15 protein-coding genes are annotated in these 18,633 nt (G+C 38.1%); 12 read left to right on the forward strand and 3 right to left on the reverse strand.

What is annotated here, in order from left to right; genetic code table 11:
- Positions 1 to 50 precede the first annotated feature (50 nt).
- The 4 genes from BME96_RS01250 to BME96_RS01265 all read left to right on the forward strand — a co-directional run bounded on the left by BME96_RS01250 (position 51) and on the right by BME96_RS01265 (position 4,079).
- The gene (locus BME96_RS01250; RefSeq protein WP_071648070.1) at positions 51 to 725 is read left to right on the forward strand and encodes a response regulator transcription factor; all 675 of its coding nucleotides are present in this window, start codon (positions 51 to 53) and stop codon (positions 723 to 725) included.
- 82 nt (positions 726 to 807) lie between these two features.
- Entirely contained in the window at positions 808 to 2,190 is a 1,383-nt protein-coding gene (locus tag BME96_RS01255) for a HAMP domain-containing sensor histidine kinase (protein WP_071648071.1), read from the forward strand.
- 156 nt (positions 2,191 to 2,346) lie between these two features.
- Positions 2,347 to 3,420 (forward strand): ABC transporter permease, encoded by a 1,074-nt coding sequence (locus BME96_RS01260; protein ID WP_231478657.1) that lies wholly within the window; start codon positions 2,347 to 2,349, stop codon positions 3,418 to 3,420.
- On the forward strand, positions 3,417 to 4,079 hold the full coding sequence (locus BME96_RS01265; protein ID WP_019376953.1) for an ABC transporter ATP-binding protein: 663 nt from the start codon (positions 3,417 to 3,419) through the stop codon (positions 4,077 to 4,079). The genes BME96_RS01260 and BME96_RS01265 overlap by 4 nt, the downstream gene beginning before the upstream one ends.
- Before the next feature lie 56 nt (positions 4,080 to 4,135).
- Here the strand turns inward: BME96_RS01265 and BME96_RS01270 are convergent, their stop codons facing one another.
- Positions 4,136 to 4,411, reverse strand: a complete 276-nt coding sequence (locus tag BME96_RS01270) for a hypothetical protein (RefSeq protein ID WP_019376952.1) — start codon at positions 4,409 to 4,411, stop codon at positions 4,136 to 4,138.
- Positions 4,412 to 4,478: 67 nt separating this feature from the next.
- Positions 4,479 to 4,733 carry a hypothetical protein gene (locus tag BME96_RS01275; protein WP_071648072.1) on the reverse strand — a complete coding sequence of 85 codons (255 nt, stop codon included), beginning with the start codon at positions 4,731 to 4,733 and terminating at the stop codon, positions 4,479 to 4,481.
- Positions 4,734 to 4,958: 225 nt separating this feature from the next.
- Between BME96_RS01275 and BME96_RS01280 the strand changes: the two genes are divergently transcribed.
- The 7 genes from BME96_RS01280 (at position 4,959) to BME96_RS01305 (ending at position 15,005) form a co-directional block, all read left to right on the forward strand.
- Positions 4,959 to 6,755: a S9 family peptidase gene (locus BME96_RS01280; RefSeq protein WP_071648073.1), complete on the forward strand. Its 1,797-nt coding sequence runs from the start codon at positions 4,959 to 4,961 to the stop codon at positions 6,753 to 6,755.
- A 563-nt stretch (positions 6,756 to 7,318) separates the two neighbouring features.
- On the forward strand, positions 7,319 to 9,121 hold the full coding sequence (gene glmS / locus BME96_RS01285; RefSeq protein ID WP_071648074.1) for a glutamine--fructose-6-phosphate transaminase (isomerizing): 1,803 nt from the start codon (positions 7,319 to 7,321) through the stop codon (positions 9,119 to 9,121).
- Between the two features lie 207 nt (positions 9,122 to 9,328).
- The gene (locus tag BME96_RS01290; RefSeq protein WP_071648075.1) at positions 9,329 to 11,152 is read left to right on the forward strand and encodes a serine hydrolase domain-containing protein; all 1,824 of its coding nucleotides are present in this window, start codon (positions 9,329 to 9,331) and stop codon (positions 11,150 to 11,152) included.
- A 185-nt stretch (positions 11,153 to 11,337) separates the two neighbouring features.
- A complete protein-coding gene (locus tag BME96_RS01295) occupies positions 11,338 to 12,189 on the forward strand; it encodes a DUF72 domain-containing protein (RefSeq protein ID WP_071648076.1) in 852 nt (283 codons plus the stop codon).
- A 172-nt stretch (positions 12,190 to 12,361) separates the two neighbouring features.
- Positions 12,362 to 12,478, forward strand: a complete 117-nt coding sequence (locus BME96_RS20100; protein ID WP_019376945.1) for an RAxF-45 family protein — start codon at positions 12,362 to 12,364, stop codon at positions 12,476 to 12,478.
- 198 nt (positions 12,479 to 12,676) lie between these two features.
- Positions 12,677 to 14,566 (forward strand): ribosomal protection-like ABC-F family protein, encoded by a 1,890-nt coding sequence (abc-f, locus tag BME96_RS01300; protein ID WP_071648077.1) that lies wholly within the window; start codon positions 12,677 to 12,679, stop codon positions 14,564 to 14,566.
- Between the two features lie 46 nt (positions 14,567 to 14,612).
- A complete protein-coding gene (locus BME96_RS01305; RefSeq protein ID WP_071648078.1) occupies positions 14,613 to 15,005 on the forward strand; it encodes a thiol-disulfide oxidoreductase DCC family protein in 393 nt (130 codons plus the stop codon).
- Positions 15,006 to 15,974: 969 nt separating this feature from the next.
- Here BME96_RS01305 and BME96_RS01310 read toward each other — a convergent pair.
- Entirely contained in the window at positions 15,975 to 16,316 is a 342-nt protein-coding gene (locus BME96_RS01310; protein ID WP_071648079.1) for a 2Fe-2S iron-sulfur cluster-binding protein, read from the reverse strand.
- A gap of 202 nt (positions 16,317 to 16,518) precedes the next feature.
- Here BME96_RS01310 and BME96_RS01315 point away from each other — a divergent pair, with 202 nt between their 5' ends.
- Positions 16,519 to 18,561, forward strand: a complete 2,043-nt coding sequence (locus BME96_RS01315) for an ABC transporter permease subunit (RefSeq protein WP_071648080.1) — start codon at positions 16,519 to 16,521, stop codon at positions 18,559 to 18,561.
- The last annotated feature ends 72 nt before the right edge of the window (positions 18,562 to 18,633 follow it).

Genomic DNA, 18,633 nt, shown 5'->3' on the forward strand with positions numbered 1-18,633 from the left:
ATGGCGTATGATAAGCTGATGTAAAACAACCAAAGTTAGGAGAGCCCTTCATGATTACCATTTTAATTGTTGATGATGATCCGCATATTCGGGAGCTGCTTCGATTTTATCTACAGAAGGAAGGATATCAAACAGAGCAAGCAACTGATGGAAATGAAGCATTGAAGATATTAGAACTTAAAAGAATTCATCTTGCCCTTGTGGACATCATGATGCCTAATATGGATGGATATGAATTATGCAAGGAAATACGAGACTATTATGACATCCCTGTAATGATGCTTACAGCTAAGGGGGAAATTACCGATAAAGAAAAGGCATTCCTCGCTGGCACGGATGATTATATTGTAAAACCCTTTGAGCCAAAAGAAGTATTGTATCGAATTAAAGCATTACTGCGTCGGTTCCAAATGGTGAACGAGGAGGTTATCCATCTTGGCAACACGGTAATTAATCGAAGGAGTTATGAAGTTACATATCATAATAAAAACTTAATTCTACCTTTAAAGGAATTTGAGTTATTGGCACAGCTAGCAAGCTACCCAAACCGCATTTTTTCCAGGGAGCAATTAATTGAACTCGTATGGGGAAGTGACTATGAAGGAAATGACCGCACAGTAGATGTGCATATTAAGCGTTTAAGAGAGCGGTTTGCAGAAGAAGAACAAGATTTCTCCATTCAGACAGTACGCGGGTTGGGATATAAGCTCGAAATGAAGCAATAAACAAAATGGATACATGCTGTTCATCATCTATTCATAAATAGGTGATATTCTAAACGGAACATTCATTTGGAGGAATTTAGTTATGCGTACCCTTTATGTGCGGATTATTATCACAACAATGGCTATTATGATTGCAAGTGCTGTCATCGCTTTTGCTGTTACAAATATTTATTATCAATACTATTTGAAGCCCCAAAATGACGAGAAGATTACCCACATAGCAAATAATATTGTTGAAATTTATAACCATAATAATAATCAATCCATTGATGATTTTTTAAATGCCATGACAGATTTAGGCTATAAATTTTACTTGATTGATCAGGAAGGAACTGAAAAAACGTTTGGTGATCCATTTTCCTCAACAGCTATGAATGAGCGCTATATTGAGAAAATACTCGATGGACAGGTATATCACGGTATAAAAAATTATCCTTGGAAACCTTTTGTTACTGGATTTTTCGATAATGAGCTGGTTAATACCATCGGGGTTCCAGTCATGGTGGATGGAGAAAGACAAGCTCTGTTTGTCCGACCAAACTCTTCGCAACAATTTGGTGAGATGCGTTTTTTCCTTGCCGTATTATTAATATTAACCTTGTTATTCAGTTTTCTTCTGGTGTTAGTCAGTACACGCTACATTGTAAATCCAATTAAAAATTTAACGATAGCCACCAAGAAAATTGCTGCAGGAAATTATCATCTGAAGTTAAAAGTAAAACGAAAAGATGAAATTGGCAGACTTGCCAATGACTTTTCTAAAATGAGTAGAAATCTGGAACAGATAGAAGAGAAAAGGCAGGAATTCGTCTCCAGTGTTTCTCATGAAATTCAATCCCCACTTACATCTATACAGGGTTTTTCTAAATTAATAAAAGAGGAAGAGCTTTCGAAAGAGGAACGTATTCATTATTTAACTATTATCGAAAAGGAAAGTAAGAGGTTGTCATTATTAAGTAAGCAGCTGCTAACCCTCTCATTTTTGGACAGTGAGAAAGATATAAATGAAGGGCAGAAATTTGATGTTGCTGCTCAATTAAGAGAAACCATTCAAACAACGGAATGGCAATGGCGAGAGAAAAATATTTCTATTGAATTGGATATTTCCTCCGTTTATTTAAAAGGGGACCCACGTTTATTGCAGCAAGTGTGGGTGAATTTGGTATCGAATGCGATTCGTTATACAGATAATAATGGGAAAATAACACTACGAACGCATGAGAAAAAGAAAGAGATAGATGTTGTTGTAGAGGACACTGGTATTGGTATTACAGAGGAAAACATACCTTTCCTGTTTGATCGATTCTATAAAGTAGATAAAGCAAGAACACGTACAGAAGATAGTACTGGTTTGGGGCTTGCTATTGTTAAGAAAATTATTGAATTACATGATGGTACAATTATGGTAGAAAGTACACTGGGAGAAGGATCACGATTTATTGTAACATTACCAATAGATAACTAGGCGTGAGAGGGCTTTTGAGTTGTATAACAGCAACAAGAGTCCTCTTTTTAGTTGTTCATCCTTGGCAGGTGCTTCTGCTTTTGTTTTTCATAGTAACCGTTTGTTCATCTTCTGTTCATAGTATCTATGTATGCTATATATATTGAAAGAAGAGGAGTGAGGAAATTGTTTCTTGCAATAAGAGAATTATTTTATTCAAAACTACGATATATATTGATTGGTTTAATTATGGTTTTAGTTGCCAGTCTTATCTTTATAATTTCTGGCTTGGCAAAGGGGCTATCAGCAGATAATGCTTCAGCAATTCAGGAATTACAAGCAGATTATGTGATATTAAATTCGGATGCGGAAATGGATATGACCAAGTCATTTGTATCCCGGTCGAATATGAAGCAAATGGAGCAAGCAGATGGTATCAAGGAAGTTAATTCATTATCCATTCAAATGAGAAACGCTACTGTAAATGGTACAGATAAAAATGAAGATGTTTCTATCTTCGTTACAGAACCCGAAAGTATGTTACTGCCGACCATAACAGAAGGCAATGCAATCAATGATGCTAACGAGGTAATTGTTGATCAGTCACTTAAAAGAGAAGGGATTCAGCTGGGTGATACATTAACTTTTGGCGAAGAGAAAGAAGTTAAGGTTGTTGGTTTTACGGATGAACAGCGCTATAGTCATACACCGGTTGTATTTATGACAAGTAAGAACCCGGAGAAGATGAATGCATTTGTTGTGAATTCCAACGGAGCAAGCGTAACTGCAATACAAGATGAAATCGGAAGTAGTTATGAAGTAGCCACAAACGGTGAATTGCTTAAGGGGATACCAAGTTATTCACAGGAACAAGCATCTCTCAATATGATGATTGCTTTCTTATACGTCATTGCAGCCTTTGTGCTGGCAGCTTTTTTCTATGTGATTACATTACAAAAAAGAGACCAATTTGGTGTGCTTAAAGCACTTGGAGCAAAGACCACATATTTAATTCGAAGTGTAATTGGTCAAGTGCTCATTATTTCTGTTCTGTGTATCGGTGTAGGTGTTGGTTTAACGTATGGAATCGGAGCAGCTTTTCCTGCCGATATGCCATTTAAGTTAAGTTCTATTGGGATGCTGCAATCTTCGTTATTAATATTAGCAGTATCACTGGTGGGTGCACTTATTTCCTTAGTTCAAGTAATTAAGATTGACCCAATTGAAGCGATTGAGGGGGCAGGAAAATGAGTTTAGTATTGGAAAATGTTTCAAAAATATATCGTGATGGTCCAAAAGAATTTAGAGCAGTTGATGATGTATCATTAGAAGTAAAGCAGGGAGAATTTGTAGCAATTATCGGTCCGTCCGGTTCGGGTAAAAGTACGATGCTATCTATTGCAGGAGCTCTTTTATCCCCAAGTGAAGGAAAAGTTTTTCTGCATGGTGAAGATATTACAAACCTTTCTACAAAGAAAATAACAGAAAAAAGGCGTGACGAAATTGGTTTTGTATTTCAGGCGGCTAATTTAATTCCTTATTTAAAGGTAAAGGATCAATTGAACCTCATTGATGTTTTATCAAAACATAAGAGAGAAAAAAGATCAATTGAACTATTAGAGCATTTTGGTTTAGCACATCGTATTAATAAGTATCCAAATGAACTATCTGGAGGAGAAAGACAGCGTGTCGCTATCGCAAGAGCATTAATTAATGATCCACAGTTAATCCTTGCTGATGAACCAACAGCAAGTCTGGATTCAAAACGGGGTCGTGAAGTTGTGGAATTATTGGCAGATGAAATAAAGAACCGAGGTAAATCTGGAATAATGGTCACACATGATGAACGCGTGCTTGATGTATGTGATAGGGTCATATCTATTCGGGATGGGAAAATAGAGAAGCAATGAGTTAATAAGCGAAACACCAGCTATTGCCAGATAGCTGGTGTTTCGCTTTTCCAAATCTATAGGACATCACTATTATTTTGCTGTGCTTCCTGTACTTGCTGGCGTGTATCATGCAAGCTTTCATAAGCTTGTTGAAATTGTGGGTTTTCGGTTGCTGTTTTCCCTGAATGCTGCTGCGCATGCTGCAATTCTCGCTCTGCTTGTTGTAATTGATCATGTGCCTGTTGTAATAATTCAGCGTCTCTACCTTGCGCCTGTAAAATAGCATCCTGCGCTTCTTTAATTTGTCTGCTTGCAGATTGTAATTGCTCATGCAGGTTTTGATTTGGCATAAATAGAACCCCCATTTTTATTAGATAATGATTATAGTTTGCACAACAAACATGGAATTATGTATCCCTAAGGCATGGAAGTAGTAATGAAATGGATAGCAATAGTTACAGCAACAAGAAATAGCATGACACCAGTTGATACAAGCAGAATCGTCTTAAAAGCAGATGCTTTTCTCATTTTGTAAATGATAATCATACTGAGAACAACTGTAAATATCCAAATTGAGATTCCATATTGGGAAAACAATAATGGAGAGTTAGCAAGCCATAGATACAAAATGTAAATATGTGACCAGGATAAAAGTAATGCTATTAATCGCATGCAGGATACCCCTCTCTACTTTATCTATATATAAAATATTCTTCCGGCTTAAGTCGGAGTTGAAAACCGACTGGAGTCTGTTTCCTTTGATGGGAAGGCTTGCTATACTTACACTATTCTTATCATTTTCAGAACATACAAAAGTATTATATAATTTAAAGGGAGTAATTTTCCACAACATGGAAAAATACATATGAAAGTCTAAAAAAATCAGGAGGCGTACACATGATTACATTTCCAAAACCAACTGTCGAGCAATTTTTCCGTAGCTATGCGATTACTAATTTTGCAGTAAGTAAGGATGAGAAACAACTCGTATTTAGTACAAATTTAAATGGCAAGATGAACTTATGGGCAATGGATTTGCCAGGAAACTTTCCATATCTTTTTGCACATGTTGATGAATCGTGCAGTTTTATTAAGTTTGATCCTGAAAACAGATATGTACTTGCTGGGTTTGATAAAGATGGTGACGAAAATCATCATATCTATAGCTTGCCTGTTACAGGCGGTCTTTCTCAAAAATTAATTACCGGGGAAGCCTCGGATAAGTTTTTCTTTTCCCATTTGAGTAAAGATGGTGAAAGATTATATTATATGACATCAGAGGAAAACCCTTCTTTTTTAAATACGCGTGTCCGCAACCTTAAGGATAACTCAGATGAGCTTATCCATACAGGAAAAGATGCTTTAACAGAGCTGGCCGCTGTTTCAGAGAAGGAGTCTTCGTTTGTATATCTTCAATCATATGCGAATACCTATGTAACTGGATTTGTAAGCATTGGAGCAGAAAAATTTTCTTTAACACCAGACCCCGAGAAAGTTCATGTCGTTTTTGATCCTGTATTCACAGATGAAAAGACGGTATATTTTGTAACTGATTATGAAAGTGAGTATAGTTATATAGCTAAATTTGATATAACTAAAAAGGAATTTTCAACTGTACAAAAATTTGAAGAGGAAAGTGTTACTTCCCTGAAGTGGGATCAGACAAATGATGCGTTTTACATTGTTACTGAAAAGGGCGTTTCTGACCTGTTGTATCGTTATGACCTTCATTCAGAAAAGTGCTTGAAATTAGAAGCTCCTGCAGAAGTAGTTGGACAATTAAGTATTGGGCAGTCCGGGGCAATTTATCTTCTTGGTACAAGTGGTATTCAGCCAATTAACATCTTTTATTCTATGGATGGCATAGAGTGGGAGCAGCTTACGAATAATACCGTATTGGGTGTAAGCAAAGAACATATGGTGGATCCGGAAGTAGTTTCCTACCCTTCCTTTGACGGAAAGAAAATTGAAGCACTCTTATTCAAAGCCTTACCGGAAAATGACAATGGCCACACCATTTTCTGGCCACACGGTGGTCCACAGGCCGCAGAAAGAAAGACATATCGTGCGATGTTCCAAAGCTTTCTCAACCAGGGCTATACCATTTTTGCACCTAACTTCCGAGGCAGTACGGGCTATGGCTCCAATTTTGTAAAATTAGTGGAACAGGATTGGGGAGAAGGACCACGATTAGATTGTGTAGCAGGAATCGAATGGTTATTTGACCAAAAGATCACTGACCGGGAAAAATTATTCCTCGTGGGAGGAAGCTATGGTGGCTATATGGCATTATTGCTACATGGCCGTCACGCAGATTATTTTAAGGCAGTGGTAGATATTTTTGGACCGTCCGATTTGTTCACCTTCGTAAATTCGGTACCGCCTCATTGGAAACCAATCATGGACCGTTGGATAGGTGATCCGGAACGTGATAAAGAACGATTTATCAAGGACTCTCCAATTACGTATTTGGAGGGGATGACCAGACCGATGCTCGTCATTCAAGGTGCAAAAGATCCTCGGGTAGTAAAAGAAGAATCAGATCAAATTGTTGCTAAGTTAAAAGAAAAAAGCAGAGATGTCGAATATCTTGTGTTGGAAGATGAAGGACATGGCTTCTCCAAAAAAGAAAACGAAATTAATGTTTATAAGCGGATGCTTGATTTCATGGAAAAGCATCAAGCAAGTAAATAGTTAAATGAAAATTTAGCGCCCTGCCATTTCGGTAGGGCGTTTAAGTCATAGGAGTATGGCCATTACACCATTTTCACTCACGTAAGATGTCCGCTAACATAAACTAAACAATAACATCACAAAAAAACAATTGACCGAAACAGGATAAATCGGTTAAAATGTGATGTAGCCTTTTGGAAAAAGAAGGTTTATTCAAACATAGAAAGGGGCATTAAAGTTTAAGTAAGTTTTTAAAGCGCCAGAACTATTTTCCGTCCGCAATGGAAAATAGTTGACGAGGTGGGGGTTATCGAATTTTTTCGGCGGGTACCTCCCGATTGCACATCTCAGTCGTCAGGCTTTTTTCTCAAAACAGTGGGGTGACTCATTGCACAAAGGGAAGAAGTAAGATGTCCAATACGAACACGAGAAAGGGGCAGTTTAGCGGCCCCTGTTAGAGGATGTTCAAAAGGACCGGTAAAAATGTTACATGGAATTTATTAGTTCTTTTTATCCTCCTTTTGAACACGATTTGTTAGATATGAGGTCGTTTTCTGCCCCTTTACGAAGGAGGCCATCAAACGATGTGTGGAATTGTAGGATATATCGGACAAAATGATACAAAAGAAGTTTTATTAAATGGGCTGGAGAAATTGGAATACCGTGGCTATGATTCGGCTGGAATAGCTATGTTAAACAACGAAGGAGTCCATGTTACAAAGGTAAAAGGTCGTATTGCAGTACTTCGCGACCGAGTAGAGCCTTCTATTCATGCAACAATGGGGATCGGCCATACCCGCTGGGCAACACACGGTGTGCCAAGTGAAGAGAACGCACATCCGCATCAAAGCGCGTCTGGCAGATTTACACTTGTTCATAATGGTGTTATTGAAAATTACCATGATATAAAAAAAGACCATCTGCAAAGTACAAATTTTGTGAGTGAAACAGATACAGAGGTTATCGTTCAGCTAGTTGAAAAACTACATGATGAATACCAGGATACGAAGGAGTCGTTCCGTCAAGCATTGAAATTGCTAAAAGGGTCCTATGCAATTGGACTCATTGACCACGAGGATCAAGATACACTATATGTTGCAAAAAATAAGAGCCCTTTATTAGTAGGTATCGGAGAAGGTTTCAACCTTGTAGCAAGTGATGCAATGGCAACACTAAAAGAAACGGATCAATATGTGGAAATTCATGACCAGGAAATTGTACTTGTTCAACGTGATTCCGTGGAAATTCAAACACTCGATGGGGAAGTCATCACACGTGAAGCGTACACTGCTCAGCTTGATGTGAGTGATATTGAAAAAGGAACCTATCCGCACTTTATGCTGAAGGAAATTGATGAACAACCTTTCGTTATGCGTAAAATCATTAACGAATACCAAACAGAAGACAATGAACTGAAACTCGATGAAGATATCCGTGCTGCTATGAAAGCATGTGATCGAATTTATATTATTGCAGCGGGAACCAGTTATCATGCTGGATTGGTTGGAAAAGAATTTATTGAAAAGCTGGCAAAAATTCCAGTTGAAGTACATGTAGCCAGTGAGTTTTCTTATAACATGCCTTTATTATCAGAAAAGCCACTGTTCGTATTTATTTCGCAAAGTGGTGAAACAGCAGACAGTCGTGCTGTATTAGTAAAAATTAAAGAATTAGGATATCCGTCACTAACGATTACCAATGTGCCGGGATCCACCCTTTCTCGTGAAGCCGATTATACGCTAAATCTTTATGCAGGTCCGGAAATTGCTGTTGCTTCAACAAAAGCATACACAGCTCAAATTGCCGTGCTTGCCATACTGGCAGTAGATACCGCAAAAGCCCAAGGCATTACATTGGACTTCGATCCGATGCAGGAGCTAGCCATTGTGGCAAATGCCATGGAAATATTAACAGATCAAAAAGAAGGAATTGAAGAACTGGTACGTGAATATTTGCCGACCTCCCGTAATGCATTCTTTATTGGTAGAAGCACTGACTACCATGTATGTATGGAGGGGGCCTTGAAACTAAAGGAGATTTCTTATATTCAAGCAGAAGGGTTTGCCGGTGGAGAATTAAAGCACGGTACCATTGCTCTAATTGAAGAAGGTACACCAGTTATTGCACTGGCAACACAGAACAATGTGAACTACTCCATTCGCGGTAACGTGCAGGAAGTAGTTGCCCGTGGAGCGAATGCTTTAGTGATCAGTATGAGAGGCTTGGAACAGGATACAGACGCATTTGTTATCCCACATGTCCATGAATTGCTCACTCCACTTGTAAGTGTGGTACCGTTACAACTGCTTGCATACTATGCTGCATTACATCGGGATTGTGATGTAGATAAGCCAAGGAATTTGGCAAAGAGCGTGACTGTGGAGTAAATATAAGAGAATTTGAAATTACCCCTGTCTAAAAATAATAATGCTATTAAATATGGAAGATTGTCATCCGTTCGTTTATAATCAAGTAAACGAACGGATGTTTTTATTTTCGAGGTGTTGCAAAAGAAAATTAAAGGGTACTTTTGCAATTAATTTTAAGAAAATTATTTAAATTATAAAAACCATTCAACCATGGAGGGGAATCCAATGCGTAAATATAATAATAATATTTTTATGGCGTTCATTTGTTTTCTGCTTCTTTGGATGTTATTTGGATATAACCCTCAAATAACGTCTTCTGCTAATGAGCATGCATTTCTGGAAAATAAATTAGAGAATTACATTGTTAAACATGAAGAGAATATTGCCGGTTTAGCAACAATAATGGTAGTTGATGATAAAATAACCTATAAAATGAAGGGATATTCGAACATAGAAAAAGAAGTTCCAGTTAATGAAAATACTGTGTTCGAATGGGCATCGGTTTCTAAGGTTCTAATTTGGATTAGTGTTTTACAATTAGTAGAAGCAGGAAAGCTTGATTTAGAAACAAATATTGAAATATATTTACCCAATGATTTTCATTACCCAAAGAATTTTGAAGAACCTATCACGATGTATGACTTAATGCATCATTCGGCTGGTTTTGACGATAGTTACACAGATTTAATGATTCATCAAACTACTAAGAAGACTTCCTTAAGAGAAGTACTTGAAAGCGCAGATATTAAGCAAGTATTTTCGCCTGGAGATGTTGTTGCTTATTCAAATTATGGAAGTGGTCTTGCTGCTTATATTGTGGAAGAAGTTAGCGGTATAGACTACCGGGAATATGTAAGAAAAAATATCTTTGAACCACTTCATATGACGAAAACGGCAATAGATCCCCACCAAGATGATAATAAATGGGTAAAAGAACAAAGAAAAAAGGTGCATGGATATTCGAATGCATTACGTTTAATTCAATCCAACAATTTCTCAATCCCCATGTTTCCAGCAGGTAGCGTTATGGGAACTGCTGGCGACATGCAAAAGCTGTTGCAAGCATTATTAGCTGAGGATGGGGCACCTTTATTTAAGAATAACAGAACGATTACTCAGCTGTTTGAACCAACTTTATTTTATCCGAAAACAAATATCCCCAGAATTGCAAATGGCTTATTTTATTTACCATCAAAGAGTCCGGGTGTTTTTGGGCATGGAGGAAATTCGAAGGCTTTTAGCTCTTCTTTTTACGTAGATAGAATAAATCGTATGGGAGTTTTAGTTTTGACGAACATGAAGGATGAAAGTACATTCACTCATGGTATACCTGAACTCGTTTTTGGTAAGTATGAACATGTTGAAAGTGACTTACATCTGGAAAATTCATCTCAATGGAAAGGTATTTATGAGCCAGCTCGGTTGCCCCGACATGGTTTCAGCAAGTTATATGGTTTATTTCTAAGAAGCCATACAAAACAGCAAGGGTCAGATGCTATTAGGATTAATGACTTATATTACTCTCAGCTGGAGCCTGGCATTTATAAAACAGACGATGATTTTAGTATGTATAGTGTTGACGTTTATTCAGAAAACCCGCAAAATAAGAAGATTTTATCTAGTACATATTCAGATTTACTTTACATTCCTTCCTATAAACATTTTCTGGAGTGGGCAATAATTATTCTGGGGTTACTAGCTTTCATGTTTTCTGTTATCTATGTGATCGTTACTCTATGTAAAAGGATATGGAGTAAAAAGAATTTGCAAATATTTCATTTTACACAGCATCTTCTAAATATCCTTATGTTTACAAATGTCCTTTGGATCGTTTTTAAGACTTTATCGATGGTGAGTTATTCATTTCTTAAACCATTCTTAACTTTAAACCTTATTTATGTTGTTATTGTACTAGTAATTAGTGGTTTTTTAATTATAAAACTAAAAAGAAATAGATTGGTAAATTATAATAAACGTATTTCTGTGATGACGATTATGTCTGCCGGTATTTTATGTATAAATATTTTGTATTGGGAAATTTATTATTAGATGATTGTAGGTATTGTACAAGAAAATCGGGATGAAAGTAAGGAGGCAATTAAGCATTAATTCTTACCAGCAAGTTCAAGTTTTATATCCCTTCTTCTCTCATTCGAAAATGTTACTCCTTTCCTGTAATATAATAATAATAAATATGTTGTGGAAAGTAGCTTACTAAAAAGGAGGTAGCATGGGTGATATATATAGGTGTAACCGGGTGGGGCGATCATCACTCTTTATATCCACCTGACCTGAAATCAAAAGATAAACTGGCCGAATATAGCAGCCATTTTCCAGTAGTAGAGGTAGATACATCCTTTTATGCTATCCAGCCAATACGTAATGCAGAGAAATGGGTGAAGCAAACACCGGAAAATTTCCGCTTTGTGGTTAAGGCATATCAAGGAATGACAGGACACCAACGAGGAGATATCCCTTTTGAAACAAAGGAGGATATGTTTAAGGCTTATCTTGAATCCTTGGTGCCGTATCAGAATGCTGGTAAACTAGCGATGGTATTATTTCAATTTCCCCCATGGTTTGATTGCAGAAAAGAAAATGTGAATTATCTCCGTTATTGTAAACAGCGGATGGGAGACATTCCTATTGCCTTGGAATTTAGAAATCAATCATGGTTTTCGGATGAATTTCGTCAATCCACCCTGGACTTTATGGAAAAGGAAGGCTGGATACATTCCATTGCAGATGAACCTCAGGCTGGTGACAGATCCATTCCAATCGTTCCTGTCGTGACCAATTCAAATAAAACATTGGTTCGTATGCATGGCAGGAATGTTCATGGGTGGAATAAGCCAAAGAATGCAGATACTAACTGGCGCGATGTGCGTTATTTATATAAGTACAATCAGGAGGAGCTCTTGGAATGGAAGCAGAGGATAGAGAAGCTCACACAGGAATCCGAAGATATAATTGTCCTTTTTAACAATAACTCAGGTGGAGATGCTGCAGGGAATGCAAAGGAATTTCAGGGGCTGATGGACATTCAGTATGAGGGCCTTGCACCAAGGCAATTGGACTTATTTTAATGTGCAATCAAAGCGCTCCACCTCTTATAATTGAGGCGTTGTTTGTACCAGTGCTAAGCGAGCGCTTGTGCTTTAATAGTCTCTCTTATAATTAAATTAACTGAAATACTTGAAAATTGTTCGAATTACGGATAGAATAATAGTAACTATTTAGAACGGAGGTGGGTTTAGGATGTTGAATACTACTGTTTTTATGCGCGGATATTGGAATGAATTCCTCTATTTTGTCCGTGCAAAATTTGCTGTTGCAGTTGCTGACGGGATACGTATGCCCTTTTTTAGCAACTGAATAGCAATACAAAAACAGTGAAAACATCTCTATACCCACATATAAAGGATTAGGCGAGAGTCAAATGAATCGTAGCTTATGCCTGTCTATGTATAAAAAAGAGGAGCTTTTTCATGCTCCTCTTTTTTATATTATTTTTTAGTGCCATGGGGAAGTGTGTCTTCCTCATGGCTTTTTTTATTTTAGGAGGAAGTAAAGATGACAATATGCAGTGTAAATAAAGTAAATAAGATGTATGGTGGAAATTCCATATTTGAAAATATTTCATTTGAAATTAAAGAGAAGGATCGTATAGGTTTGGTCGGTCGTAACGGGAGTGGGAAGTCCACATTGTTTCGGTTACTGTCTGGTGAAGAGACACCTGATGAAGGGCATATTCACTGGAAGAAAGGCATACAAATTGGCTATTTAAAGCAAATTCCTGATTTTGAAAAGGAAGATACTACGAAGGAAGTGCTTCTGACTGCTTTTTCACAGCTCTTGGAAATAGCAGAAAGTATGAGGGTATGCGAAGAAGCAATGAGCGAGGAAATAGATGAGTTGAAGTTAAACATCTTTATAAAACGTTACGGAGATTTGCAGGAGCAATTCACACGAGGTGGAGGGTACGAAATAGAGGCAGCTATAGAAAAAATAGTGAATGGCTTAAACATAAATCAATTGCTGGACAGATCGTTTGCTTCTCTAAGTGGAGGTGAAAAGACAAAGGTAGGTTTAGCGCTGATTCTCCTTAAGCAGCCTGATTTACTGTTACTGGATGAACCAACAAACCATTTGGATCTCATGGCTGTAGAATGGCTGGGAGAATTTTTACAAGAGTATCCGGGTACCACCGTAGTAATTTCGCATGATCGCTATTTTCTTGATGAAGTGATCACAAAGGTATTGGACTTGGAGGACGGTGAAATAAATTGTTATCATACAGATTTTTCCGGATTTGTAAAAGAAAAAGAAGCGCGTTTATTAAACGAGTTTCAAGCATATCAGGAGCAACAAAAGAAAATGAAGAAGATGAAGGAAGCCATAAAGCGACTCAGAGATTGGGCGAACAGAGCTAATCCCCCAAATGAAGGGCTTCATAAACGGGCAAGAAATATGGAAAGAGCGTTGGAGCGTATGGAAAAACTAGCCCGCCCGGTACTACAGCGAAAGAAAATGAATTTGGAGATGGAGGCAGGCGGCAGGAGTGGAAAAGATGTGATTATATTTGAGGAGGTTTCCAAGCAATTTGGAGATCGCGTCCTTTTTCAAAACGTTCATATACATGTGACATATCAAGATCATGTGGCGATCGTTGGAGAAAATGGAACAGGGAAATCGACATTAATTCATTTAATTCTTGGGGACCATGATCCAGATGAAGGTATTGTCAAAATAGGGAGTAATGTGAAGGTTGGCTACCTGTCACAAAATGTCTATCAGGATATTGAGAATGAAACAGTAATTGACAAATTTAGAGAAGAAATTGCAGTTACGGAGGGGGAAGCAAGGCGCATTCTGGCGAGGTTTTTATTTTACGGACATACGGTGTTTCGAAAGGTATCCCAGCTTAGTGGTGGTGAACGGATGAGGCTTCGTTTGGCACAGCTCATGTATCAAGATGTAAATCTGCTCATACTTGACGAACCCACTAATCACCTGGACATTGAATCAAGGGAAGTGCTGGAGGAAGCATTGGAAGACTTTAATGGTACAATTGTGGCTGTATCTCATGATCGTTATTTTCTTAACAAACTGTTTCAAAAAATATATTGGATTGAATCGAAGAAAGTCCATGCATTCGCAGGCAATTATACCTGGGCAAGGGAGAAGTTGGAAGAGAAGAGGTCGAGCGGAAAGCCAAAGGAAGATAACAGAAAGAAAGCTAGTCCAGTTCAGCCATCAGAAGATCATACAGTAAAAGAAAGCGACATTGTAGCAACTTATGAAAAAGAAGTGGAGAAGCTGGAACAAGAGATAAACGAATTGGACATAAAGTTGGAAGAAACCGGCGATTTGGAAGAAATGCAATCGTTGTTTGGGCAGAAACAGAAATTAGAATTCAAACTTGAGAAAGTATATGAGCAACTAATGGAAGCGCTAGATTAGAGGAAGTCTTTTAACTGTAAAAATTCATTAAGGAGGTGTTGTCTCCTTGTCTAAAATTATATTGTTTGATGGAGATTGTAATTTTTGTGATCAGAGTGTTCAATTTATTATGAAGCGTGATCCTAAGCAGAAGTTTAAATTTGCTTCATTACAAAGTGAAGCAGGGATTAGGCTGGTAAAGGAATGTAAGATTCCTGAAGATGTAGATAGTCTGGTCTATATTGATGATTCCAACTGGTATATCCAATCCTCCGCAGCTCTTCGAATTAGCAAGCATCTGAAAGGAATTTGGAAGCTCGGTGTAGTTTTATTAATTGTACCAAAACCGTGGAGGGATGCAGTATATCAAGTTGTTGCGAGAAACCGATATACATGGTTCGGTAAGAAAGAAAGCTGCAGGTTGCCAACTCAAGAGGAACGTAACAGATTTTTAGAATAGGAGAGAACAGCATGGGAGAGTGGCATGACTATGGGCGAACTGGACAGGTGCATATGCGGAGGAGGAGTGTAGTTAATGGACAAAAGCAGCAGCAACTTGAGAAGAAGTGTCCAATAGAGAGCGTCTAATGGACAAAAGCAGCTGCATCTCGAGAAGAATTGTCCGATAGAACGGCCCTAATGGACAAAAGCATCTGTATCTGGATAAGAAGTGTCTAATAGAGCGTCGCTAATGGACAAAATCAGCAGTATCACGATAAGAAGTGTCCAATAGAGCGCGTCTAATGGACAAAAGCATCTGCATCTCGAGAAGAAGTGTCTAATAGAGCGTCGCTAATGGACAAAAGCATCTGCAACTTGAGAAGAATTGTCCGATAGAGCGTCGCTAATGGACAAAAGCAGCAGCATCTCGAGAAGAAGTGTCCAATAGAGCGTCGCTAATGGACAAAAGCAGCTGCATGTGGAGAAGAATTGTCCAATAGAACGGCCCTAATGGACAAAAGCAGCAGCAACTTGAGAAGAAGTGTCCAATAGAACGGCCCTAATGGACAAAAGCAGCAGCATCTCGAGAAGAAGTGTCCAATAGAACGGCCCTAATGGACAAAAGCAGCAGCATCTCGAGAAGAAGTGTCCAATAGAGCGTCGCTAATGGACAAAAGCATCTGCATCTGGAGAAGAATTGTCCAATAGAGCGCATCTAATGGACAAAAGCATCTGCATCTGGAGAAGAAGTGTCTGATAGAGCGCGTCTAATGGACAAAAGCATCTGCATCCCGAGAAGAACTGTCCGATAGAGCGCGTCTAATGGACAAAAGCATCTGCATCCCGAGAAGAACTGTCCAATAGAACGGCCCTAATGGACAAAAGCAGCAGTATCTTGAGAAGACCCACCCGATAGAGCGCCGCTAATGGACAAAAGCAGCCGCATCCTAAGAAGACCAGTCCAATAACAAAGCTCTCTCCAAGGTAATCATTCCTGTCTCGCTTGTTCAAGCAATGCACGGATTCTTGCTTTATATGGATCTTCGGGAATGACTGCTTCTATGTCGCCATACACACGGGTTTGGCAGCTTAAACGGATGCCTTTTTCAAGGTTGCTCTCCCCTAATTTCCGTGCTTCTTTTGGTTCAGGTGCTGATACTGCAGATTGATTGGGGATGGTAACTTTGCATGTTAGACAGGAGGCTTTACCGCCGCATTTATGACGTAAAGCTACCCTGCCTTGCTTGGCTATTGCAAGTATAGTTCTTCCTTTAGTTGCTTCGATCTTTTTTAGTAGGCTAGTTCCATTGTAAAAAGTAATACTAGGCATAGAGAATCCCCTTTCCGGGAGTGAATCGATTATCCTTACGCATGAAATATGCTAGATGATCCCTTGCGCTTTTTCTATAAAAAACTATATCCATTATAGGCTGATGATAACATTTTCTCGATAAATTTGGTTAATAAAGACTAATATATCAGAAAATAATGTTATTATTATTTTAACAATTTTAAATTTTTGGGGGCCTTTTATGAAATATTTTCGAATGGTTTTTTTCTATATCCTTGGTATTATTTCTATTTTAATTATTAGTGTACTACCAAATTATTTTTCTAGTCTAGGGTTCCCCGAAGCGCCGGGTTTTCTTAAACAAGTAACTGATTTCCTAGTCGCATTTGTAAACCCCGATAGCTGGCTGTATGCCGTAGAAGGATCACCTGGTAAATTTTCTGTGCTTGATGTCCTTTGGGAACCATTTTTGTATTCAGCGAAAATCCTGCTTGGAGCCCTGCTTTTAGGAGTTGGACTGGCATTTATTCTTGCATTTTCTGCAAATTTCCTGCCGAAGCATATATTGCAACCAATAAAGCGTGTCCTGGATTTCTTGGAATCCGTTCCAGACCTTGTATTTGCTACGCTTTTGCAGGTCTTAGTGATCTATGTTTATAAAGCAAGTGGTGTCCACCTGTTTGCTGTTGCTGGTTATATGGAAGATAAGGTTTATCTTGCGCCAATTTTGACTTTGTCTATACTTCCAATGGTGACCTTGTTCAAGCTGTTTTTATTATTAATAGAAGAAGAGTTTATTAAGGAATATGTTGTTTTTTTGAAGAGTAAGGGGATTTCCAGTATAGGTATATTAATAAAACATATACTGAGAAATATTATGCCAAGCTCTTTTTACCATTTGAAGTTAGTAATTTGGGGGACGCTATCGAGTCAATTCATTATCGAGCGTGTATTTAATGTGCATGGATTAACATTCTTTCTCTTGGAAAGCTTTACTCCAATGACCATTGCCTTTTCTCTTATCCTTATCTTTACACCATTCTACTTCTTTTTCCAGTTCATAGATCTATGGATTGGGGGCGAGAAAGTCACTTCAAAGGAATTTAATTTCTTAAAAGGTGATAAGCAAACAAGGCGAGGAAGTTTTGCCGGATGGATGGAATACGTTGGGCATCGTTTCTTATATAAACTGAAAAATATGGGTAGTTCCTTTAAAAAAATGAGCAAGCAAGTATTTCGTCTTGTAACCGCTCATATTAAAAATTGGAAGTTTGCTCTGGGTATCTCTTTTTTTATTGTACTTATTGGATATAGCTTCCTTTATTCTGTGATGACAGATAATCTTGTGGAGCAGGCGACGTTGTTGTATGAAGAAGATGGTGTAACGATACGAAGCACACCTCCACATCCGCCCTCGGAAGCTTTTCTGTTTGGGTCTACAGAGCTTGGATTCAGTATTGCAGACCAGCTTATTATTGGTGCGAAATATACACTTATTTTTGGGCTGCTGATTGCATTGCTCCGAGTGCTTGGAGGGTTATTTTTTGGAATTGTATTTGCTTTTTCCCTGCCTTATCGGCTTCAAAAGGCAATTGAGAAACTAACAGATTCCATTCATTTTTTACCATTAAGTTTAATTGCGTACATCTTACTCCGCCCAATTTTAATGCCAACACAATCAGGTTTTGCGTACACTTTTACGGAACGAATTATATTGGAAATAACGATTTTAACAGTATTAGTTATTCCGTTGACGATGGTGTTAATAGGTAAAGAGATGAACCGTGTTCTGCAGTATGAATTTATTGCGAGTGCGAAGGTCTTAGGAGGAGGAAGTTTTCATTTGTTTTGGAGGCACATCCTTCCACATATAGGCCCGCGATTAACCATTTTGTTTGGACAACAATTTATCCAGGTATTGTTAGTGTTTATTCACCTTGGGGTATTTAATCTTTTCTTTGGAGGTACAAAGTTGTCCTTCGATCCAATGATGGGTGATCCCCCCAGTTCGCTTAGTTATGAGTGGTCTGGTATGATCGGAGCTGTCGCCAGAGGCTCTATTTCTTCCGGACATTATTGGTACTTATGGACACTGGTTGCGTTTGTGTTATCTATTTTTGCAATGCAACTGATTATTCAGGGAGTCAAGGAAGTCCAACAAGTAAAGGTTGGAGTTATCTATAAGGTTAAAAAAGCAAGGAAGAAGAAAAATGGTAAAGCAAGCATACAAACGCCAGCCTTTTCAAAGAAAGATTTCAAGCAAATTGGCAGAAGAGAAGCATAGATAAACTGTTCGGTTTTAAATATGATAATTCAAGGATTTCCCTATGGACTTTAATACTAACATTGGTAAACT

The organism is Virgibacillus halodenitrificans, from assembly GCF_001878675.1.
GTDB classification, from domain to species: Bacteria; Bacillota; Bacilli; order Bacillales; family Amphibacillaceae; genus Virgibacillus_Q; species Virgibacillus_Q halodenitrificans.

What these genes read in the sequence shown, in the direction of transcription:
- BME96_RS01250 (WP_071648070.1), top strand. Translation starts at nt 51, where the DNA reads ATGATTACCATTTTAATTGTTGATGATGATCCGCATATTCGGGAGCTG.
- BME96_RS01255 (WP_071648071.1), top strand. Translation starts at nt 808, where the DNA reads ATGCGTACCCTTTATGTGCGGATTATTATCACAACAATGGCTATTATG.
- BME96_RS01265 (WP_019376953.1), top strand. Translation starts at nt 3,417, where the DNA reads ATGAGTTTAGTATTGGAAAATGTTTCAAAAATATATCGTGATGGTCCA.
- BME96_RS01270 (WP_019376952.1), bottom strand. Translation starts at nt 4,411, where the DNA reads ATGCCAAATCAAAACCTGCATGAGCAATTACAATCTGCAAGCAGACAA.
- BME96_RS01275 (WP_071648072.1), bottom strand. Translation starts at nt 4,733, where the DNA reads ATGCGATTAATAGCATTACTTTTATCCTGGTCACATATTTACATTTTG.
- BME96_RS01280 (WP_071648073.1), top strand. Translation starts at nt 4,959, where the DNA reads ATGATTACATTTCCAAAACCAACTGTCGAGCAATTTTTCCGTAGCTAT.
- glmS (WP_071648074.1), top strand. Translation starts at nt 7,319, where the DNA reads ATGTGTGGAATTGTAGGATATATCGGACAAAATGATACAAAAGAAGTT.
- BME96_RS01290 (WP_071648075.1), top strand. Translation starts at nt 9,329, where the DNA reads ATGCGTAAATATAATAATAATATTTTTATGGCGTTCATTTGTTTTCTG.
- BME96_RS20100 (WP_019376945.1), top strand. Translation starts at nt 12,362, where the DNA reads ATGTTGAATACTACTGTTTTTATGCGCGGATATTGGAATGAATTCCTC.
- abc-f (WP_071648077.1), top strand. Translation starts at nt 12,677, where the DNA reads ATGACAATATGCAGTGTAAATAAAGTAAATAAGATGTATGGTGGAAAT.
- BME96_RS01310 (WP_071648079.1), bottom strand. Translation starts at nt 16,316, where the DNA reads ATGCCTAGTATTACTTTTTACAATGGAACTAGCCTACTAAAAAAGATC.
- BME96_RS01315 (WP_071648080.1), top strand. Translation starts at nt 16,519, where the DNA reads ATGAAATATTTTCGAATGGTTTTTTTCTATATCCTTGGTATTATTTCT.